Genomic DNA, 20466 nt, shown 5'->3' on the forward strand with positions numbered 1-20466 from the left:
GCGTAGGGACACGCCATGCGTGTCAACGGAACCCTGAGCGTAGACTGTAATCAGTCGACCCCAAGGTACGCCGCATGACCGACCCGCGAATCCTGGAACGCGCCGACAGTTTCTGTCGGCGTTTTTCATTGCAGACACCCATCCTGCTCGCGCCCATGGCCGGCGCCTGCCCGGTGCTGCTTTCCGCCGTACTGGCCAACGCAGGCAGCATGGGCGCCATGGGTGCGGTGCTGTCGCAGCCGCAGGACATCGTGGCGTGGATGGACGCGTTCCGCGCCCAGTCCAGCGGCCCGGCGCAGGTCAATGTGTGGATTCCCGATCCTGCGCCCGAGCGCGATGCCGCTGCTGAAGCCGCCAGCCGGGCGTTCCTTGCGCAGTGGGGGCCGGCAGTACCGGCCGATGCCGGCGATGCCGGCCCGGCCGATTTCGACGCCCAGTTCGATGCCTTGATCGCTGCAACGCCCGCAGTGGCCTCGACCATCATGGGCGTCTTCAGCGCCTCCCAGGTGCAGCGCCTGAAGAGCGCCGGCATCGCCTGGTTCGCCTGCGCTACCACGTTGGCCGAAGCACTGGCCGCCGAGGCAGCGGGCGCGGATGCGGTGGTCGCGCAGGGCTTCGAGGCCGGTGGCCATCGTGGCGCCTTCGATCCGGCGGCTGCCGAGCGCCAGCTGGTCGGCCTGTTCGCACTGCTGCCACGCCTGGCCGACCGCCTGCGGGTGCCGGTGATCGCAGCAGGCGGCATCGCGGACGGGCGCGGCATTGCCGCTGCCTTGATGCTCGGCGCCAGCGCGGTGCAGATCGGCACTGCGTTTCTGCGCACGCCCGAGTGTGCGATTGATCCGGCGTGGTCGCGGGCGCTGGCTGCAGCTGAGCCTGAAGACACCTGGCCGACCCGTGCCTTCAGCGGCCGCCTGGGTCGTGGCCTGGCGACGCCCTATGTGCGTGCGGCGGCCGACCCGACCGCGCCGTCGCCGCGCCCGTACCCGGTGCAGCGTGGCCTGACCGCGCCGATGCGGGCCCAGGCCAACCGCGAGCACCGCATTGATGCGATGCAGGCGTGGGCGGGGCAGTCTGCGTGGATGGCGCCGGACAAGCCGGCCGCCGACGTGCTGCAGGCGCTGTGGTCCGGCGCGCGCGGGTTGCTGGGATGAGCGTGTACTGCAACGGCCACCGCGCCAGCGCCGATGAGCTGGCGGCCGCGCTGGTGAACTACGGTCATTTCACCTCGCTGCAGGTGCGTGGCGGTGCAGTGCAGGGACTCGATCTGCACCTGCGGCGGCTGCGCCAGGGCACCGAAGAACTGTTCGGCAGCCGCCTGGAGGGCACCCAGGTGCAGGCATGGATGCAGGTGGCGCTGCAGGCCGAGGGCGTCACCGACGCATCGCTGCGGGTGACGGTGTTTTCCCGCGCGTTCGATTTCCGCCAGCCCTTGCAGCCGGTGCCGGTGGATGTGCTGGTGGCGGTGGCGCCACCTGCGTCCGCACCTGCATCGCCGCGGCGCATTTGCAGCGTGCGGTACCAGCGCGAGCTGCCTCATCTGAAGCACGTGGGTACGTTCCCGTTGTTTGAGCACCGCCGCCAGGCCCTGCAGGCGGGTTTCGACGATGCCCTGTTCGCGGATGCGCAGGGGCTGGTCAGCGAAGGCACCACCTGGAACGTGGCATTCGCGCGCGACGGCAGGGTGGTCTGGCCGCAGGCGCCGGCGCTGCGCGGCACCCATGAGCGGCTGCTGCAGGCGGGGTGGGGCGGCGAGCTGCAGCTGGCGCCGGTGCGGTTGGACGATCTGGCGGGGTTTGATGCGGCCATTGCCTGCAATGCGGCAGGGGTGTGGCCGATCGGAAGGGTCGATGGGGCGGTGCTGCCGGCGTCGGAGGCGTTGTGCCAACGGGCAAAGGCGGTGTTGATGCAGGTGCCTTGGGATTCCTTGGCGGTTTGAGACCGCTTGGGCCGGCCAACGGCCGGCGCTACCGGTGTTCAGGCACGCCGACATTCCGGCATTCCGGCAGTGCGTCCCTCGGTAGCGCCGGCCGTTGGCCGGCCCAGGCGATGTCCGCAACTTCGTCAAGGCGCGCCAAGCAGCCCATTCAGGTTCATCCGCCCCAGCAGGCTTGGAATGCCCCGGCCCCGCCGCTATAATCGCCGGCTTACCGCGCCATCCTGGCGACTGGGCAATAGAGGAAGCAACACCATGGTCAAGATTCGACTGACCCGCGGCGGCGCCAAGAAGCGTCCGTTCTACCACATCATCGTGACCGACTCGCGCAGCGCGCGCGACGGCCGCAACATCGAGCGCGTGGGTTACTACAACCCGGTTGCCCAGGGCGCCGAAGCCCGCATCGTGCTGGATATCCCGAAGGTCGACGCATGGGTTGCCAACGGCGCCCAGCTGACCGACAAGGTTCGCAACCTGTACAAGGAAGCGACCAAGGCCCAGGCCGCTGCGGCCTGATCCTGAAGGGCCGCGCCTGACGCGGCCCACCGGTCTATTCAGATGAAAGATACCGAGCGCCGCATCCTGCTGGGCAGGATTGTCGGCGCTTTTGGTGTGCGAGGCGAGATAAAGCTCGAGTCCTGGACCGAGCCGCGTACCGCCATCTTCAACTATCAGCCCTGGATCCTGCGCTCGCCCGCCGGCCAGGAGAGCACCCTCACCGGCGCGCGCGGACGTCAGTCCGGCAAGCACCTGGTAGCGGTGTTTCCCGATATCACCGACCGCGACGTGGTCGAGTCGATGTACGGGACCGAAGTCTATGTAGCACGCAGCGCACTGCCGCCGCCGAAGGCCGACGAGTATTACTGGGTCGACCTGGAAGGTTTACGGGTGCGTACCGTTGATGGCGTCGAACTGGGGCGGGTTTCGCACCTGTTCTCGACCGGCTCCAACGACGTGGTGGTGGTACAGGGCGACCGTGAGCGGATGATTCCGTTCGTGCAGCCGGATTTCGTGAAGTCGGTGGATTTCGAGGCCAACCTGGTCGTCGTTGATTGGGACCCGGAGTTCTGATCGATGCGTATTGACGTCATCACCCTGTTCCCCGAATTCATGGCGCAGTCGGCCGCGCTGGGCGTGGTCGGCCGTGCGGCCGAACGCGGCCTGCTCGACCTGCATGGCTGGAATCCGCGTGACTACGCCGAGGGCAACTATCGCCGGGTGGACGACCGTCCGTTCGGCGGTGGCCCGGGCATGGTGATGCTGATCGAGCCGCTGCGTGCCTGCCTGGCGGCGGCCAAGGCGGCCGATCCGGTGCCGGCGCCGGTGATCTACCTCAGCCCGCAGGGGCGGCCGCTGACCCAGGCCAAGGCCCGGGAGCTGGCCGCACTGCCGCGCATGATCCTGTTGTGCGGGCGCTATGAAGGCGTGGACGAGCGCTTCCTGGCGGCTGAAGTCACCGAGGAAATCTCGATTGGCGATTACGTCCTGTCTGGCGGCGAGCTGGGCGCGGCGGTGATCGTTGATGCCGTCACCCGGCTGCAGGATGGCGCCTTGAACGACGCCGAATCGGCCGCCCAGGACAGTTTCGAGGGCCCGCAGGGGCTGCTGGACTGCCCGCATTTCAGCCAGCCGGCGCAACATGAATGGGGCGATGTTCCGGACGTGCTGCGCTCTGGCAACCACGCGGCCATCGCCCGCTGGCGCCGCCAGCAGTCGCTGCTGCGGACCTGGCTGCGGCGCCCGGACCTGCTCGACGAGGCCAGCCTGTCCAAGGCCGACAAGCAGTTGTTGGCCCAAGCCCGGGATGAAGGCGATTCACCCCGGTAGCGCCGGCCGTTGGCCGGCCCACGGATCACTTGGGCCGGCCAACGGCCGGCGCTACCGGGTGGTATCGGTCCCGAAAAATGGTTAGAATTGCGGATTCCCATCAGGTTTTTCATGCCCGATGGTGGAAACCCTACAAAAAACGTGCAGCACAGTCCGGTGACTGCATGAGCCTACGTTGTCGAAACGACACGACCACCCGAACGAACACAATCGGTGCACCCATGAGCAAGCTGAACAAAACCATCCTCTCGGACTTCGAATCCGCCCAGATCACCCGCGAGCTGCCGAAGTTCAGCCAGGGCGACACCATTGTCGTGAACGTGAAGGTGAAGGAAGGCAACCGCGAGCGCGTCCAGGCGTACGAAGGCGTCGTGATCGGCACCAAGAACGCCGGCCTGAACTCCGCGTTCACCGTCCGCAAGATCTCGCACGGCTACGGCGTCGAGCGCGTCTTCCAGACCCACAGCGCCATCATCGACTCGGTCGAAGTGAAGCGTCGTGGTAAGGTCCGCGCCGGCAAGCTGTACTACCTGCGTGGCCTGGAAGGCAAGGCTGCCCGCATCAAGGAAGATCTGGCTGCTGCTGCGCAGGCCAAGGCCGCGCGCCTGGCTGCCAAGGCTGCCCAGTAATTCCGGAGTGGTGTACCGACCACGGTCGGTACCTGCCCAGCAAACGGCCACCTTCGGGTGGCCGTTTGCGTTTTGGATTCCGTGGGACACGCATGGCGTGTCGCTACGCGGTGGTCGGTACGCAACGGTTGCGTAGTGACACGCCATGCGTGTCAAAGCCATCTACGGTCGCCCGACGCGTTTCAACGCCATCTAACCGCGTTCGACCCCGGCAACCCGCGGGTCCGGGTCGGCGACCGGCGAGGGCGGCGCCGCCGGAATTTCCGCCGGGGCTGCCATCTCCTCGCGGTGGCTCGGCAACATCCGTGCTTTGCGCCAGCCGCCCCAGCGGTAATACGCCAGCGACAGGATCATCGCGCAGAACGAGCTGACCGGGAAACTCCACCACACCGCGTCGGCCCCCAGCCGGTTCTGCAGCAGTTCGGCGAACGGCACGCGGATGCCCCACAGCGATACCGCCAGGATCAGCAGCGGTGGAATCACCGCGCCGGTGGAGCGCACTACGCCGGAAATCACGAAGTTCACGCCGAAGAACAGGAACGACCACACCGCGATGTGGTTCAGATGGCGCGCCACGTCCAGCGCTTCGCTGCCGCTGGGCAGGAACAGCGCCAGCGTGTACCGGTCAAGCAGGATCAGCGGCGCAATCAGCACGCCGGTGAGCAGGAAGTTGTACAGCACGCCGCTGCGCGCGGTGCCCCGCACGCGCGACCAGTTGCCCGCGCCCACGTTCTGCGCGGCCATCGAAGAACACGCCGCACCGATCGCCATCGCCGGCATCTGCACGTACGTCCACAACTGCAGCGAGGCGCCGTAGGCGGCTGCGGTATCGGTGCCGTAGCTGTTGACCATGGTCATCATCATGATCATCGACAGCGAGATCAGCACCATCTGCAGGCCCATCGGTACGCCCTTGACCACCAGCGCGCGCAGGATCTCCAGATCCACCTTGAACAGGTGCATGTCCTTGCGCCCCAGCCACAGCACGTGGCGCTTGTTGCGCATGTACCAGAGCAGGCCGGCCAGCGACAGCGTCTGCGCGATCAGCGTGGCCCACGCCGCGCCGGCAATGCCCAGTTGCGGAAACGGACCGATGCCGAAGATCAGCAGCGGATTGAAGCCGATATCCAGCACCACCGACAGCAGCAGGAAGCGGAACGGCGTGCGTGAATCGCCCACGCCGCGCAATGCCGAACTGAGGAAGGCAAACGCATACAGCGTCGGCATCGCCAGGAAGATCACCTTCAGGTACGCCTCCGCCAGCGGCAGCGATGCCGCCGGTGTACCCATCGCCGCCAGCAGCGGATGCGACAGCCACCAGCCGGCGATGGCGATCACCACCGACAGCCCGATGAAGAAGGTGGCACTGGTGCCCATCACGCGCCGCGCCTGGGGGATATCGCGCGCGCCCATCGCCTGGCCGATCAGGATGGTGGCGGCCATGCCGATGCCGAACACCGACCCGATCAGGAAGAACATGATGTTGTTGGCGTTCGCGGTGGCGGTCAGCGCCGCCTCGCCCAGGAAGCGGCCCACCCACACCGCATTCACCGAGCCGTTCAACGACTGGGCGATGTTGCCTGCCAGGATCGGCAGGGCGAACAGGAACAGATTGCGCCCGATCGGGCCGGTGGTCAGGTCAAGCGGCGCTTTGGCCATGTGCTCTGGAGATCAAGCCCGGAGAGCGGCACACTAACACCAACCCCGTAACCGGGATATCGCGATGCACACGTTGGTAGCGCCGGCCGTTGGCCGGCCCCGTGAAACCGGCCCTGACCGGTTCATCCCCGCACTTGCGGCACTCTTGATTGCGGCCGTCCTGCCCGCATGTTCGAGTACAGACGACCGCCTGCGCGATGCGCAGGTACGGCCGATGGACCGACCGGAATGCCAGGTCGGCAGCCAGCGCCGCGATCTGGATGCGGGGGTACCCGTGCTGATCGGGGGCACCGGTTGCCGAGGCAACCCGTCGGCGCCGCAACCGCTGAACCGACGACCGGCAGAGCCGGGGAGCTGAACCACCCGCATGACTGAAGCACAACCGTTGGTCGCCGCCGCCGTGCGGCTGGACGTGTGGCTGTGGGCCGCACGCTTCTTCAAAACCCGCAGCCTGGCCAAGCAGGCCGTGGAAACCGGCAAGGTGGACGTCGCCGGGCAGCGGCCGAAATCCTCGCGTGCGGTGCGCGTGGGTGAGCAACTGCAGATCAGCCGAGGCGATGAGGTGTATGACGTACAGGTGCGCGGGCTGAGCGACCTGCGTGGCCCCGCGCCGGTGGCGCAGCAGCTGTACGAAGAAAGCGAGGCATCACGCGCGCGGCGGGCGGAGCAGCGGGCGCAGCGCGCCGCCATGAAGAACGGCTACCTGCCGCCGGAACACCGGCCAGACAAACGCGCGCGGCGGTTGATCAAGGCGTTGGGCGATCTCGACGCGTTGTAATGCGTAGAAGAGACGTCACCCGGTAGCGCCGGCCGTTGGCCGGCCCAGGCGGTCCCAAGGCCGGCCAACGGCCGGCGCTACCGAGCCAAATCCCCTCGGGTAGCGCACGACCGTTGGTCGTGCGCCTCCTGAGCCCGCCTCACCGGTGCAGGTCGTACCGGTCCAGCTCCATCACCCGCGCCCAGGCGGCCACGAAGTCGTTGACGAACTTCTTCTCGCCATCGGCACTGGCATACACCTCGGCCACCGCGCGCAGCACCGAGTTCGAACCGAACACCAGATCGGCACGGCTGCCGGTCCAGCGCTTGCCGGTGCCGTTGCGGTCACTGCCTTCATAGTCGTCGCCGTTGGCCTTCCACTGCGTGCCCATGTCCAGCAGGTTGACGAAGAAGTCGTTGCTTAGCGTGCCCGGGCGTTCGGTCAGCACGCCCTGGGTGTTGCCGTCCACGTTCGCGCCCAGTACGCGCAGGCCACCGACCAGTGCGGTCAATTCCGGCCCGGTCAGGGTCAACAGCTGCGCCCTGTCGATCAGCAGCGCTTCGGCCGGCACGCTGTAGCGGCCCTTCACGTAGTTGCGGAAACCATCGGCATACGGCTCCAGCACCGCGAAGGATTCCACATCGGTCTGTTCCTGGCTGGCATCGGTACGGCCCGGGGTGAACGGCACGCTGACCGTGTGGCCACCAGACTTCGCCGCCTGCTCCACGCCGACCGCACCGGCCAGCACGATCAGATCGGCCAGCGACACCTGCGCGCCGCCATCGCCCTTGAAGCCGCTCTGGATCTTCTCCAGTGCGGCCAGCACCTTGGCAAGCTGCCTGGGCTGGTTCACCGCCCAGTCCTTCTGCGGGGCCAGGCGGATGCGTGCACCGTTGGCACCACCGCGCTTGTCCGAGCCACGGAAGGTGGAGGCCGACGCCCATGCGGTGGACACCAGTTCAGCCACGCTCAACCCGGCGGCTGCGATCTGCTGCTTCAGTGCGGCCACGTCGCCCGCGCTGATCGCGGTCTTCGGCGCTTCCGGCACCGGGTCCTGCCAGATGAAGGTTTCGGTCGGCACTTCCGGGCCGAGGTAGCGTGCACGCGGGCCCATGTCGCGATGGGTCAGCTTGAACCAGGCACGCGCGAACGCATCGGCGAATGCCTGCGGGTCGTCCAGGAACCTGCGCGAGATTTTTTCGTACGCAGGATCCAGGCGCAGCGAAAGATCGGTGGTGAGCATGGTAGGGCGATGCTTTTTCGACGGATCGTGCGCGTCGGGAATCACCGCCTCGGCATTCTTGGCCACCCACTGGTGCGCGCCGGCCGGGCTCTTGGTCAGTTCCCACTCGTTGCCGAACAGGATCTGGAAGAAGTCGTGGCTCCACTGCGCCGGGGTGCGCGTCCACGTCACTTCCAGGCCGCTGGTGATGGTGTCGCCGCCCTTGCCGCTGCGGAATTTGTTGGCCCAGCCCAAGCCCTGGTGTTCCAGCCCCGCCGCTTCCGGCTCGACGTCGACGTTGTCGGCCGGGCCGGCACCATGGGTCTTGCCGAAGCTGTGGCCGCCGGCGATCAGTGCCACGGTTTCCTCGTCATCCATGGCCATGCGGCCGAAGGTGTCGCGGATGTCTATGGCGGCCTTGATCGGGTCCGGGTTGCCATCCGGGCCTTCGGGGTTCACGTAGATCAGGCCCATCTGCACGGCGGCCAGCGGGTTTTCCAGGTTGCGCGAGTGGATGTCGCCGTCGGCGTTGTCATCGGACACCAGCACGCCATGGTCTTCGACCACGCCTTCGGAGCCGTGCGCGTAACGCACATCGCCGCCCAGCCAGGTGGTCTCGCGGCCCCAGTACACGTCCTGGTCCGGTTCCCACGTATCGGGGCGACCACCGGCAAAGCCGAGCGTCTTGAAGCCCATCGATTCCAGCGCGACGTTGCCGGTGAGGATCAGCAGGTCGGCCCAGGAAATGGCCTGGCCGTACTTCTGCTTGATCGGCCACAGCAGCCGGCGCGCCTTGTCCAGGCTGACGTTGTCCGGCCAGCTGTTGAGCGGTGCGAAGCGCTGCTGGCCACGGCCGCCGCCGCCGCGCCCGTCGCCGATGCGGTAGGTGCCGGCGCTGTGCCAGGCCATGCGGATGAACAGGCCACCGTAGTGGCCGAAGTCGGCCGGCCACCAGTCCTGCGAATCGGTCATCAACGCCTTCAGATCAGCCTTGAGCGCGGCGTAATCGAGCTTGGCGAACGCCTCGGCATAGTCAAAGCCGGCATCGAGGGGGTGCGAACGCGAGGAGTGCTGGTTGAGCAGGTCCACGCGGAGCTGGTTGGGCCACCAGTCGCGGTTGGTGGTGGCATCGCCGACAAGGGCGTGGTTGAACGGGCACTTCGCTTCGCTTTTCATGGGTCGGTTACCTGTGGACTGGCGAATGTGGAATGGGCCTCGCCGGAGGGCGCGAGGGCAGCCCATCCACCCTATGCGCCGGTCGGCATTTGGTAAATTCAATTGAATCAACCGAAACAATAGGTATGGACTATCGATGTGTCGCCGGCCCCATAGGACCGGCGACCTGGGGCGGGTCAGCGTTTGGTGAGAATGGACATCACGTCGCTAAGCCCGAACTGGCGGTCGCCATCCTGATCGAACGCGTTGAGCAGGCTCCCGATGCCGCCGGCGGCTGCAGGCGGGGCCTCGGCGCCGAGCGCTTGGCCGAGCTCGTTGGCATTGCCCTGCTGGGCAAACCGCTGGGCCAGGAACGACATGACGATAGGCGCCAGGATCGCCAGCAACTGGCTGGCGCGGCCGCTGTCCAGCCCCGTTTTGTTACCGAGCACCTGGGCGGCCTGGTCGGACTGGCCGCCGAAGACATGGCCCAGGATGCCAGCGCCGTTGGTGGCCGCGCCGCCGCCTCCCCCCCCCAGTACGGCGCCGAGGATGCCGCCAAGGTCGAAGCCGCCACCGCCCCCGCCGCCCAGGTGGTCCTTCTGGAGGGCATTGAGCAGCGACTGCGCACCCTGCGGCTGGCTGGCGTTGCTGCCCAGTGCGCCCATCAGCAAAGGCAGCGCGGCGCTGACCGCCTGGGTGGCCTGGTTCTGGTCCAGGCCGAGCTGCTGGGAGACCTGCTGGACGCCGGTGCCCTGCAGCTGTGACAACAGGGATGCGGTGAGCGAATTGGTATTCACGATCGACTCCTTCGACCCGGGATGGGACCGGCGGAGGATAACGCCGCGTATACGAAGGGAATGCGAAGGCTTCACGCGAAGACGTGAAGCCCGGTAGCGCCGGCCGTTGGCCGGCCCACGGATTGCCTGGGGCTGGCCAACGGCCGGCGCTACCGGAACGGCGGTGCTGTTACACCAGCGCCTTCAACCGATACAACGCCTCCAGCGCCTGCTTCGGGGTCAGCTCGTCCGGGTCGATCGCCGCCAGCGCCTCCTGGGCCTTGCTCGAGGGCGCAGTGAACAGCCCGAACTGCTGCGGCGCATCCAGCGCCTGCGGGGCCATGCTGGCGGCCACGGTCTCACCGCCGCGCTGCTCCAGCTCGGCCAGCCGCCGCCGTGCCTGGGCCACGGTGGCCCGGGGCAGGCCGGCCAGTGCCGCCACCTGCAGGCCGAAGCTGCGGTTGGCCGGGCCGTCCTTCACCGCGTGCATGAATACCAGCGCCTCGCCATGTTCGACCGCGTCCAGGTGCACGTTCGCGATGCCGCTGGGACCGCCTTCGTGCTGCTCATCGGCCAGCGCGGTCAGTTCGAAGTAGTGGGTGGCGAACAACGTGTAGCAGCGGTTCTCATGGGCCAGATGGCGCGCCACCGCATCGGCCAGGGCCAGGCCGTCGTAGGTGGAGGTGCCGCGGCCGATCTCGTCCATCAACACCAGCGACTGCGCCGTGGCGTGGTGCAGGATGTAGCTGGTCTCGCTCATCTCCACCATGAAGGTCGACTGCCCGCGCGCCAGGTCGTCGCCGGCACCGATGCGGGTCAGGATGCGGTCGATCGGGCCGATCACCGCACGGCTGGCCGGCACGAAGCTGCCGATGTGGGCCAGTAGCACGATCAGCGCGTTCTGGCGCATGTAGGTGGATTTACCGCCCATGTTCGGGCCGGTGATGACCAGCATGCGGCGGTCCGGATGCAGGTCCAGGTCGTTGGGTTCGAACGGCTGTTCGCGCACGGCTTCCACCACCGGGTGGCGGCCACGCTCGATGCGCAGGCACGGCGCGGTTTCCAGTTCCGGGCGGGCCCAGTCCAGCGCCTGCGCGCGCTCGGCGAAGCCGGCCAGCACGTCCAGCTCGCTGAGTGCGGCGGCACACTGCTTGAGCGGCTCCAGCTCGCCGGCCAGCGTGTCCAGCAGCTGTTCGTACAGCAGCTTCTCGCGCGACAGCGAACGTTCGCGCGCCGACAGTACCTTGTCTTCGAACGACTTCAGTTCTTCGGTGATGTAGCGCTCGGCATTGGTCAGGGTCTGGCGGCGGGTGTAGTGCACCGGCGCCTTCTCACTCTGGCCCTTGCTGATTTCGATGTAGTAGCCATGCACGCGGTTGTAGCCGACCTTGAGCGTGGCGATGCCGCTGCTGGCGCGCTCGCGCTGCTCCAGGTCGATCAGGAACTGGTCGGCATGGGTGGACAGCCGGCGCAGCTCATCCAGTTCGGCGTCGTAACCTTCGGCGATGACGCCGCCGTCGCTGAGCTTCATCGGCGGGGCAGGGGCGATGGCCGAGGCCAGCAGGTGCGCGCATTCGTCATGCGAGCCCAGCGCGTCGCGCAGCGCGACCAGGCGCGGCGAATCCAGTGGTGCCAGCACCGTGCGCACCTCCGGCAGCAGGCCCAGGCCGTCGCGCAGCGTGGAGAAATCGCGCGGGCGTGCCGAACGCAGCGCCACGCGGGTGAGGATGCGCTCCAGGTCACCCAACGCACGGAACGCCTCGCGCACGTCGCCATCGGCGCCACGGTCGACCAGGGTGGCCACCGCGTCATGGCGCTGCACCAGTACCTCGCGCAACCGCAGCGGGCGGTGCAGCCAGCGGCGCAGCAGGCGCCCGCCCATCGGGGTGACGGTGGTATCGAGCACGCCGAGCAGGGTGTTGCGGGTATCGCCATCCACGCGCGTATCCAGCTCGAGATGGCGGCGGGTGGCCGCGTTCATCGCGATGGCCTCGCTCGCCGTTTCGGTGGAGATCGAGGTCAGGTGCGGCAACCGTTGTTTCTGGGTTTCTTCGACATACCCGAGCAGTGCGCCGGCAGCGGCGGTGGCGCGCGGCTTGTCGTCGATGCCGAAGCCGCTCAGGTCATGCAGCTTGAAGAAGGCGAGCAGCTGGCGGCGGCCGCTGTCGGCATCGAACAGCCACGGCGCGCGGCGACGGATGCCGCTGCGGTGCTTGAGGAAGTCCGGCCAGTTCTCTTCATCCGGTACCAGCAGTTCAGCTGGCTCCAGGCGGGCCAGTTCGGCTTCCAGCGCGTCGTCGGAATCCACCTCATTGACCAGGAAGCGGCCGCCGGCCAGATCGGCCCAGGCCAGGCCGTAGCCGTTCTTTCCACGTGAGAGTGCCATCAGCAGGGTATCGCGGCGCTCGTCCAGCAGGGCCTCGTCGGTGACGGTGCCGGGGGTGACGATGCGCACCACCTTGCGCTCGACCAGGCCCTTGGCCAGCGCCGGGTCGCCGATCTGCTCGCAGATTGCCACCGATTCGCCCAGCGCCACCAGCCGCGCCAGGTAACCCTCGTAGGCATGCACCGGCACCCCGGCCATGGGGATCGGCGCGCCGCCGGAGCTGCCGCGCTGGGTCAGGGTGATGTCCAGCAGCCGCGCCGCCTTGCGCGCGTCGTCGTAGAACAGCTCGTAGAAGTCGCCCATGCGGAAGAACAGCAGCAGGTCCGGGTAGCCGGACTTGGCGGCGAAGAACTGCTTCATCAGCGGGGTGTGTTCAGCGGGCTTCTGGGTCACGCGGGGTCCATCGGTGGCGAGGCCCTGGGCAGGCCGGACTCCACATTGTAGGGGAGGGCCGCACCTGCGGCTGCCGCCTGCGCCGAACTGAACGGTTGCGCCGACCTAAACGGTTGGCCGACTGAATGGTAGGGGCGGTCGCAAGACGACTGCCGATGGTAAATCCACGCCCGGTGACGCATGACCTTGAACGGACAGGCGCCTCCGTTCGTGGCCCATGCGCCACCGGGTGTTGATTGTCTGCGTGCAGTCGTTTGGGAATCGACGCTACCAGGCGGGGCCCTGTAGTCAGGGGGCTCAGCGACCTTCCAGCTGGATCCGGAGATGGGCCGCGAAGATCTCCATGACGATCTGGAAGTAGGTCTGGCCTTCGCCGGCGTCCAGCGCCTTCAGCTGAGCCGCGATGTTGGCCTCGTTGAACTTGCCACTTCCTGCAAGCTTGCCCTGCAGCCATGCGCGGGTCGCATCCACACCGAGCGCGCTGCGGGTGTGCTCCATGTCCTGCCAGATCACCTTTGCGCTTTCGTGCCCGGCCAACACGCCATAGCCGCCGTACAACATGTCATCCAGCGCATCCAGGCTGTGCCCGAGCTGCCAGTCCTCGTCGGCCATGAAGACCCGGTTGATCTCGGCGTAGAAGCTGGGGATGTCGTTGATCGCGCTGCCGGCCAGCATCAGCACGAGTGAGTCATGGGTAGTCATACCTGTGTGTCTCCATGCACCTTGCCAACGGGACAAGAGCGGCGCTGCTCGATGAGTGATGGTGACGCATCCATCCCACTTGCACGACCGAAAAGCGCGAAATCCATACGCCAGCCGTGAACGCGGTCGCAGGATGGAGACCAACCTGCTCACGCGCTTCCATTGGCTCGTAGACTCGAAAAACAGGCAAAAAAAACCCCGGAACCCGTCACTCACTTACAGCATGTGAGGAGAGGAGCCGGCCCGGGGTGTGTGGCGGCAATATAGAGGATGCAGAACCGGTGTTCAACAACCCAGAGTGGGCAGCGCTTATAGATGTGAAGACCGCAGGTGGGGTGGCTTCCGCACTGTCGCATGCCCGGCTGGGTGCCTTCGGGTTGGAGCAGCAACACGTGGCGGGCGACGCCGCGGTGCATTCCACGGCGGATCTCGTAGGTGCAGTGTCCAGGCACGGGATCAACATGGTGCTGTGTGAAGCGCCATACCCCGTCATGCATATGATGGAGCTGGTGCTGCGCAATCGCGTACACGAAGCATTTTCCGCGCACTTCAATTCCTCCCAATGGTTTGAGGACGGCTGGCTCAAGGCATCGCACCAGCGGCTGATTGAGGAGGCCAAAACAGAGCTTAGGCAGCGCGGTGTCGCGCGGGACGCCAATCGGGTCATTGCCGAGCTCAGCTTCGGGTTCTGGTGCGGCATGTTTCATGCCGGCTACGAGCGGGGAGAAGGACCATGGCCGGCATTGTTGCGTGCGGTGTTCCCCAGGGTGCCCAAGTCGTGGGCAACCCGCGAGAAGATCCGAGTTCGATTGGAATCGGCGCGCCTGCTACGCAATCGCGTGTTTCATCATCACCCGATTTCCCAGTTCCAAGACCTGCATGCCAGGCATCGAGCGTTGGTCGAGCTCCTGGGGTGGATGTCTCCCGACGCCAGGGCCCACGTTGAGTCGGTCTGCCGTTTCAACAGAGTGCACGCCAATCGCCTTCAGTTGGCGGTTTAGTGGGCCGCTTCGGAATCGCCGAGCGACTGCTATATGGGAATTGCCAACGGTTATTTAAATGCGGCGATGCGACATGAAAGAGTGGGCTTCTATTCACGAACTACTCCGGAGGCCGTTCGCCCATGTCCATCGCACGCTGCACGACGCCGTTCAAGGTAATCGGCACCACCGCATTGTCCGCCATGCTGCTGCTGGCCCCGCTGGTTTCCTCGGCTGAGGATCAGGCCTCGCCGCTGCGCACCTACCTGTTCGCCAAGCGCGAGGCCATCCAGGCCCAGTCGGCCAAACCCGGCACGCCCACCGCCATCCATGCCAAGGTCACCGCCGAAAGCCGCTCCGGCGTGCGCCGCCTGCGCATCGGGCCGACCGGGGAGTTCCAGTACATCAGCGACAGCGGCCGCAATTACGCCGGCTACAACCTTGGCGCCGGTTCCTGGGATTCGCTGGTGGGTACGCTGGCCAGCTCGGTGGCCGACGAATACATCGTGCAGGCGGCGGTGCAGGGCGTGCCGCTGGATGGCCTGGACGTGGTGTTCACCAGCATTCCCGAGCGCAAGAGCGAAACCCTCGCTTACCCCAACAATCTCTCCTATGTGGCCTATATCGATTCCCCGGCCACCGATGCGCAGCTGCAGGAACTCAAGCGGGCGGTGCACGAGAACTCTTCGGCCATCGACCTGGTCACCCGTCCGCAACAGGTCAGCCATGCCGATGTGGAGTACATCCATAGCGCGGCCGAGCGCGATCCGACGTTGCCGCCGGGCCTGCGTGACTTCATCACCGAGGAGAAACGCCCGGCCGTGCTGGCCAGGCAGGTGAAGCCGGGCGCCGCCAAGGCCAAGCCGGCCGAGCCGGAAACGCTGGTTGCCCGCGCCCACGTCGAGCCGCGTACCGGGCTGCGTCGGGTGTTCCTGGGCAAGGACGGTTACCACCAGCAGCTGCATGACAGCGCGCCGGGACTGCTCGGCCATGGCCTTGCCCCGACGGTGGAGGAACACCTGCTCGGCGTGACCGGTACCTGCCTGACCCACATCTTTGAAGTGCAGGCAGCCTCGCGCAATGTGCTGCTGGATTCGCTGGAGCTGACCGTTGATGGCCAGGTGAGCCCACGCTTCGGCAGCAACGTGCGTTCGCCGGCGCGGTACAGCGACATCCGTTACAAGGTGCGGATTGAATCGCCGGCCTCGAAACAGGAGATCGACGCGCTGCGCCAGTCGGTCGAGGCGACCTGCCCGCTATACAACCTGGTGAAGGACGAGCAGAAACTGGAAGGCAGCATCGTGCGAGGCGCATATGCGGAAGCTACGCGCTAAGCGCAGTCATCTGGCGCTTGCCCTGTGCACGCTGCTTGCGCCGGCCGGGGAGGCTGCGGAGGCCGCCGAGACTGCGGAGGAGGCCGCTGCAGCGGCGTCGCAGACATCCGGTTCCAACGCACGGACGCTGGACAAGGTTTCGGTGCTGGGCTCGCAGATCGCCGGTGGCGGCGCGCAGGCGGCACTGCCGGTGGTGGCGGTGGACCGCGAGCAGATCGATGCCACCCTTGCCACCAACGGCAACGAGCTGTTCCGCAGCCTGCCTCAGTTTGGTGATGTGGCCATTACTGAAAAGGGCACCACCAACGCAGGCCGGAACTCCAACGTCGCACGCGGTGACGTTGGCTCCATCAACCTGCGCAACCTGGGCTCGAAGTACACGCTGCTGCTGGTCAATGGCCGCCGCACCGTGCAGCACCCGATCAGCAACAGCGGCGATGACACGACCTACAACGCCAACGCCATCCCGGTCTTCGGCCTGGAGCGGGTCAACCTGCTGCTGGACGGCGCCGCCTCCATCTACGGTTCCGATGCGGTGGCCGGCGTGGTCGACCTGGTGATGCCGAGCAACCTGGCAGATGGCGGCGGCGTTCGCCTGAACTACGGCAAGGTGGCCGATGGCCATCGCGAAGAGGTATCGCTGGACGGGTACTTCGGCAGCGACTTCAGCGAGGGTCGCGGCAACCTCTCGGTGCTGTATGGGTTCTCCAAGCGAACCTCGCAGCTCAACTCCGATGCCTGGTTCACCGCTACCGACGGCCGCCGCCCGCTGGGCGATGGCACCAGCGTGTCGGACCCGAACGGGACCACTGGCTTCAGCACCAGAACGCCATGGGGGCATTTCGATACCTATACCGGCGGTCGCCGCACGGGCAGCTGGTACGTCAATCCCGCCACGGGTGCGTTGACCTCCGGCACGGTGCCCACGCGCTATCACTACGATTCGGCGGCCGAACCGGGCATCACCACGTCACCGGCCATCCGCAAGGGCAATGTGTTTGCCACTGGCCGCTTCGACGTCAACGACAACCTGCAGCTATTTGGTGAGCTGGGCTATTACCGTGCCACTTCCGAATCCTGGGTGAGCAGCGAGTCTGGCTTCGGTGGTGACGGCTTCCTGCTGCATATCCGCCCGGACGCGTACTGGGTTCCGGAAGCGCTGCGCGGTGCCGATGCGATCCGGCTGCTCAATTACCAGTTCGCCGATTCCGGCATCCGCCGGGTCAAGGTGGACAACGACCAGTCGCGGGTGCTGCTGGGCGTGCGTGGCTGGACCGAGGGCGGCTGGAACTGGGAAACCGCGTTGCTGTACTCACGCGCGCGCAGCACCGATACGCAGCAGGGCGGCCTGACCGATGCCTTCATCGAAGCGGTAAACCGTACCGACGCCAGTGCCTACAACCCGTTCAGCGGTGGCGACCCCGCCAGCATCCGGGTGGGGGATGCCACGCCCTACGACACCTCGTCATTCATCGGCGAGGCGACCCGCGAAGGTACGACGGAACTGGCGCTGTGGGACTTAAAGGTGAACCGCTCCGACCTGCTGACCTGGTATGCCGGCGACATCGGCATGGCGGCGGGGGTGGAGTACCGCTATGAAAGCCGCAGAGATGATCGCGACGAGAACATCGATGGCAGCAACCCCTACACCGACTGGTATACCGGCACGGTCGCGGCCAGCAACTTCTTCACCCACAGCCCGCGGCCGGATGTGCGCGGCAGCCGCAACGTCAAATCGGCGTTGATCGAATTCGCCGTGCCGCTGGTGTCTCCGGCGCAGGGTATTCCGCTGGTGCAGTCGCTGGACCTGCAGATTGCGGGCCGCTGGGAGGATTACAGCGATGCCGGCAAGGTCGGCAAGCCGAAACTGGCGGCGGCCTGGAAGGTGAGTGACAGCGTGCTGTTGCGCGGCTCGGTAAGCGGCGGCTTCCGTGCGCCGGGACTGGAGCTGGTGAACTCGCCGCCGACCTATGGCTTTGGCTTCAACAACGATGCGGTCCGCTGCCATGCGTTGGTTACCAAGGGCGCACAGCCCGATTACAGTGCCTGCTTGAATGCCTTCAGCAGCGGTTCGTCGGTGAAACCGTCGGTGAGCGCCGTGACCTCGTACGGCGACGACGTCAAACCGGAAACCACCCGGCAATCGTCGTGGGGCGTGGTGTTCGAGCCGCAGTTCCTGCCCGAACGGCTCGGGGCGATCAGCCTGAGCGTGGATGCGTGGCGCGTGCAGGTGGAGAACCCCATCAGCACCATGGGCGAGGAACTGCTGTACGACGCTTACCTGCGCGTGGTGGAAGGCAGCAGCAACCCGAACGTGGTGCGGGCGGCGGTGACGGCGGAGGATGTCGCGCAGTTCGAAGGCTCCGGCCTGGCACCGGCGGGCGTGGTGACGCACGTCTACAACCGTTACCAGAATCGCCGGCCGCTGACCGCGTCGGGCGTGGACTACAACGTCGGCTGGCGCCTGCCGGACACGGCGTGGGGCAATTTCTCGTTGCTGGTCAGTGCCAGCCAGCTCAAGGAATACACCCAGCAGAAGCCTGCCGAGGTGCAGCGGGTGGCTGCGGCCATCGCCAGCGGGCAGCTGAACATCCTCGTACCCGACCTGGGGGCGGCCAACGAGGTGGGCATCAACGGCGCGAAGCCGGAGTGGCGGGCCAGCGCGACCTTGATCTGGAACCTGCAGGACTGGACGGTGCGGCTGCGCGATGACTACATCGACAGCGTGACCGCCGGCGCTTACTCCGATCGCACACCGTTCGTGGTCGGCTCCACGCAGCGCGGGGCGCTGTCGGTAAAGAAGGAGTTCACCCGCGGGCGGCTGAGTGGAACCGCGGTGGAAGTGGGGGCCCGCAACCTGTTCGACAAAGAGCCACCGCTGAGTGCCACGGGCAGCTATCTGAGCGCGCTGCACGAATCCTACGGACGTTACCTCCACCTCGGCATTTCCAGGAACTGGTGAACACCATGAAGACGCATGCATTCGTTTCCCTGTTCGTGGTTACCCTGCTCGCCACCGCGTGCAGTCCGCAGGACAAGGCCACCGGGGTGCCAGCCGCGGCCGCGGCCGCGGCGCTGGATTTCCAGGACGAACACACGCAGTGGGTACGTCAACGCAGCGCGGACCTGAGCAAGCCTGATGGCTGGACCAGCCTGATCGGGCTGCACTGGATCGAAGCAGGCAAGCGCAGCGTGGGGGGCGGCGCGGAGAACGCCATCCGCCTGTCCATCGCGCCGGATCGATTGGGCGAGGTGGAGCAGCGCGCCGATGGCCTGTACTTCCAGGTCGCCGCAGGCGTGCCGGTCACCGTTGACGGCAAGCCGGTACAGGGCGAAGTTCGTCTGGATCCAGAGGGGGCCGGCGGTGGTACAAAGCTGGCCTATGACCAGGGCAGGGGCCAGATCACCGCGATCAAGCGTGGTCAGCGCCTTGCCCTGCGCGTGCGCCACGCGGACGCGCAGGCACGGCGGGACTTCGCGGGCCTGGACTTCTTCCCGGCCGATGAAGGCTGGCGTGTGCAGGCACGGTTCGTGCCGCACCCGGCCGGCAAGACCCTGCCGATCGTGAACGTACTCGGCGAGGTCGCCGACAACCCCAATCCGGGGTATGTGGTGTTCGACCGGGACGGGCGCGAGTGGCGGCTGGAAGCATTGGGCGACCCGGCCAAAGGCTTGAACCTGATGTTCCAGGACCAGAGCACCGGCCGGCTCACCTACGGGGTAGGCCGCTACCTGCGCACCGATCCCATCGCGGCGGACGGTACGGTCGTCGTGGACTTCAACCGCTCCCACAACCCGCCCTGTGCCTATACGGCGTTTGCCACCTGCCCGCTGCCGCCGCCGGAGAACCGCTTGGTCCTGCAGGATGCCGACGGTCAACGTGTGCGGTTGGCGGTGCTTGCCGGGGAGAAGAAATACGCGGGGGGCAACCACTGACGCTCTGCCGGTTCCGCTCCAATTGCTGCGGGCTGAACGGAGCGTCCGGCATTGACGTGACATCCACGGTTTTTCACAGGGGGTTCCCAGCGCCGCGCCGACACTGGCCGCATGTCATGACGCCAGGAGCCAACCATGAATCTCTCTACCCGAAACGTGCTGTGTGCAGCTGCCCTGATGGCATCGGTGTTCAGCGCCAGCGCCCAGACCTACGGGCCGAAGGACGAAGGGCGCCGCTTCAATGACGGTACCAAGGTGGTCTGCAAGAACGTGGAAGTGCAGCGCAACAGCAGGGACCCGAACCGCATTGCCGGTACCGCTACGGGCGCGGTGGTCGGTGGCCTGCTCGGCAACCAGGTGGGTGGCGGCAGCGGCAAGAAGATCGCCACCGTGGCGGGCGCGGTAGCGGGCGGTGCGGCCGGTCGCCAGATCCAGGGCAACCAGCAGAACAAGAACGGCGACCGCGTGGTGGAGCGCCAGTGCTACCGCCGTTGATGCGAACGCGCGTGAGGCGCACGAAGCTGAATGAAAGGGCTGGCCATGGGCCGTAATGCTGTTCACTTAAGAAAACGGCGCTGACCCTAATGGGGTAAGCGCCGTTTTTCATTGGCGCGGCGACTGAAGCGAATGGCACAAACCATCGATCAGAAGCTCAAATGAGCAGCGTCATGCATCTGAGCGCCAAGCGGAGTCAGCCAGGTGTATCCCTGACTCCGTAGAGCGACGCCATGCGTCGCTGCTTTCCTCACCGCAAACGATCGCCAGCAAGGGCGT

The 20466-nt window shown here is 66.5% G+C and carries 17 protein-coding genes; 12 read left to right on the forward strand and 5 right to left on the reverse strand.

Annotated features, from left to right (window positions below):
* Positions 1–74 precede the first annotated feature (74 nt).
* From J7J08_RS01750 to rplS, 6 genes are all read left to right on the forward strand, one after another.
* Positions 75–1151 carry a nitronate monooxygenase gene (locus J7J08_RS01750; protein ID WP_214900934.1) on the forward strand — a complete coding sequence of 359 codons (1077 nt, stop codon included), beginning with the start codon at positions 75–77 and terminating at the stop codon, positions 1149–1151.
* Complete coding sequence (locus J7J08_RS01755; RefSeq protein WP_214900936.1) at positions 1148–1936, forward strand: aminotransferase class IV; 789 nt, start codon at positions 1148–1150, stop codon at positions 1934–1936. Before J7J08_RS01750 ends, J7J08_RS01755 begins: the two co-directional genes overlap by 4 nt.
* Positions 1937–2188: 252 nt before the next feature.
* The gene (rpsP, locus tag J7J08_RS01760; RefSeq protein ID WP_068850278.1) at positions 2189–2449 is read left to right on the forward strand and encodes a 30S ribosomal protein S16; all 261 of its coding nucleotides are present in this window, start codon (positions 2189–2191) and stop codon (positions 2447–2449) included.
* A gap of 42 nt (positions 2450–2491) precedes the next feature.
* The gene (rimM, locus tag J7J08_RS01765) at positions 2492–3004 is read left to right on the forward strand and encodes a ribosome maturation factor RimM (RefSeq protein WP_214900938.1); all 513 of its coding nucleotides are present in this window, start codon (positions 2492–2494) and stop codon (positions 3002–3004) included.
* 3 nt (positions 3005–3007) lie between these two features.
* The gene (gene trmD / locus J7J08_RS01770; RefSeq protein WP_214900939.1) at positions 3008–3760 is read left to right on the forward strand and encodes a tRNA (guanosine(37)-N1)-methyltransferase TrmD; all 753 of its coding nucleotides are present in this window, start codon (positions 3008–3010) and stop codon (positions 3758–3760) included.
* A 221-nt stretch (positions 3761–3981) separates the two neighbouring features.
* Positions 3982–4389 (forward strand): 50S ribosomal protein L19, encoded by a 408-nt coding sequence (rplS, locus tag J7J08_RS01775; RefSeq protein WP_068850284.1) that lies wholly within the window; start codon positions 3982–3984, stop codon positions 4387–4389.
* A 192-nt stretch (positions 4390–4581) separates the two neighbouring features.
* Here the strand turns inward: rplS and J7J08_RS01780 are convergent, their stop codons facing one another.
* Positions 4582–6048 (reverse strand): MATE family efflux transporter, encoded by a 1467-nt coding sequence (locus tag J7J08_RS01780; RefSeq protein ID WP_214900940.1) that lies wholly within the window; start codon positions 6046–6048, stop codon positions 4582–4584.
* 367 nt (positions 6049–6415) lie between these two features.
* Between J7J08_RS01780 and J7J08_RS01785 the strand changes: the two genes are divergently transcribed.
* Positions 6416–6826, forward strand: coding sequence for an RNA-binding S4 domain-containing protein (locus J7J08_RS01785; RefSeq protein WP_214900941.1), 411 nt, complete (start codon positions 6416–6418; stop codon positions 6824–6826).
* Positions 6827–6965: 139 nt separating this feature from the next.
* On the opposite strand, the gene katG is transcribed toward J7J08_RS01785, so the two are convergent.
* The 4 genes from katG to J7J08_RS01805 form a co-directional block, all read right to left on the reverse strand.
* The gene (gene katG / locus J7J08_RS01790) at positions 6966–9203 is read right to left on the reverse strand and encodes a catalase/peroxidase HPI (protein WP_214900943.1); all 2238 of its coding nucleotides are present in this window, start codon (positions 9201–9203) and stop codon (positions 6966–6968) included.
* 176 nt (positions 9204–9379) lie between these two features.
* A complete protein-coding gene (locus J7J08_RS01795) occupies positions 9380–9985 on the reverse strand; it encodes a DUF937 domain-containing protein (protein WP_214901579.1) in 606 nt (201 codons plus the stop codon).
* A 166-nt stretch (positions 9986–10151) separates the two neighbouring features.
* Entirely contained in the window at positions 10152–12707 is a 2556-nt protein-coding gene (gene mutS / locus J7J08_RS01800; RefSeq protein WP_214901581.1) for a DNA mismatch repair protein MutS, read from the reverse strand.
* Between the two features lie 330 nt (positions 12708–13037).
* Complete coding sequence (locus tag J7J08_RS01805) at positions 13038–13442, reverse strand: barstar family protein (protein WP_214900945.1); 405 nt, start codon at positions 13440–13442, stop codon at positions 13038–13040.
* Between the two features lie 281 nt (positions 13443–13723).
* On the opposite strand from J7J08_RS01805, the gene J7J08_RS01810 reads away from it, so the two are divergent.
* The 5 genes from J7J08_RS01810 (at position 13724) to J7J08_RS01830 (ending at position 20187) form a co-directional block, all read left to right on the forward strand.
* Positions 13724–14443, forward strand: a complete 720-nt coding sequence (locus J7J08_RS01810; RefSeq protein ID WP_214900947.1) for a hypothetical protein — start codon at positions 13724–13726, stop codon at positions 14441–14443.
* 122 nt (positions 14444–14565) lie between these two features.
* A complete protein-coding gene (locus tag J7J08_RS01815) occupies positions 14566–15756 on the forward strand; it encodes an OsmC family protein (protein WP_214900949.1) in 1191 nt (396 codons plus the stop codon).
* On the forward strand, positions 15737–18718 hold the full coding sequence (locus J7J08_RS01820; protein WP_214900955.1) for a TonB-dependent receptor: 2982 nt from the start codon (positions 15737–15739) through the stop codon (positions 18716–18718). Before J7J08_RS01815 ends, J7J08_RS01820 begins: the two co-directional genes overlap by 20 nt.
* Before the next feature lie 5 nt (positions 18719–18723).
* Positions 18724–19692 (forward strand): DUF1684 domain-containing protein, encoded by a 969-nt coding sequence (locus tag J7J08_RS01825; RefSeq protein WP_214900957.1) that lies wholly within the window; start codon positions 18724–18726, stop codon positions 19690–19692.
* A gap of 177 nt (positions 19693–19869) precedes the next feature.
* A complete protein-coding gene (locus J7J08_RS01830; protein ID WP_251006379.1) occupies positions 19870–20187 on the forward strand; it encodes a glycine zipper 2TM domain-containing protein in 318 nt (105 codons plus the stop codon).
* Positions 20188–20466 lie beyond the last annotated feature (279 nt).

It is taken from the genome of Stenotrophomonas sp. ISL-67, assembly GCF_018612915.1.
Taxonomy (GTDB): Bacteria; Pseudomonadota; Gammaproteobacteria; order Xanthomonadales; family Xanthomonadaceae; genus Stenotrophomonas.

Excerpts from the sequence above, each read along its gene's own strand:
- J7J08_RS01830 (WP_251006379.1), top strand. The coding sequence starts at position 19,870 with ATGGCATCGGTGTTCAGCGCCAGCGCCCAGACCTACGGGCCGAAGGAC.
- rpsP (WP_068850278.1), top strand. The coding sequence starts at position 2,189 with ATGGTCAAGATTCGACTGACCCGCGGCGGCGCCAAGAAGCGTCCGTTC.
- rimM (WP_214900938.1), top strand. The coding sequence starts at position 2,492 with ATGAAAGATACCGAGCGCCGCATCCTGCTGGGCAGGATTGTCGGCGCT.
- rplS (WP_068850284.1), top strand. The coding sequence starts at position 3,982 with ATGAGCAAGCTGAACAAAACCATCCTCTCGGACTTCGAATCCGCCCAG.
- katG (WP_214900943.1), bottom strand. The coding sequence starts at position 9,203 with ATGAAAAGCGAAGCGAAGTGCCCGTTCAACCACGCCCTTGTCGGCGAT.
- trmD (WP_214900939.1), top strand. The coding sequence starts at position 3,008 with ATGCGTATTGACGTCATCACCCTGTTCCCCGAATTCATGGCGCAGTCG.
- J7J08_RS01815 (WP_214900949.1), top strand. The coding sequence starts at position 14,566 with ATGTCCATCGCACGCTGCACGACGCCGTTCAAGGTAATCGGCACCACC.
- J7J08_RS01820 (WP_214900955.1), top strand. The coding sequence starts at position 15,737 with ATGCGGAAGCTACGCGCTAAGCGCAGTCATCTGGCGCTTGCCCTGTGC.
- mutS (WP_214901581.1), bottom strand. The coding sequence starts at position 12,707 with ATGAAGCAGTTCTTCGCCGCCAAGTCCGGCTACCCGGACCTGCTGCTG.
- J7J08_RS01805 (WP_214900945.1), bottom strand. The coding sequence starts at position 13,442 with ATGACTACCCATGACTCACTCGTGCTGATGCTGGCCGGCAGCGCGATC.
- J7J08_RS01780 (WP_214900940.1), bottom strand. The coding sequence starts at position 6,048 with ATGGCCAAAGCGCCGCTTGACCTGACCACCGGCCCGATCGGGCGCAAT.
- J7J08_RS01825 (WP_214900957.1), top strand. The coding sequence starts at position 18,724 with ATGAAGACGCATGCATTCGTTTCCCTGTTCGTGGTTACCCTGCTCGCC.
- J7J08_RS01750 (WP_214900934.1), top strand. The coding sequence starts at position 75 with ATGACCGACCCGCGAATCCTGGAACGCGCCGACAGTTTCTGTCGGCGT.
- J7J08_RS01785 (WP_214900941.1), top strand. The coding sequence starts at position 6,416 with ATGACTGAAGCACAACCGTTGGTCGCCGCCGCCGTGCGGCTGGACGTG.
- J7J08_RS01755 (WP_214900936.1), top strand. The coding sequence starts at position 1,148 with ATGAGCGTGTACTGCAACGGCCACCGCGCCAGCGCCGATGAGCTGGCG.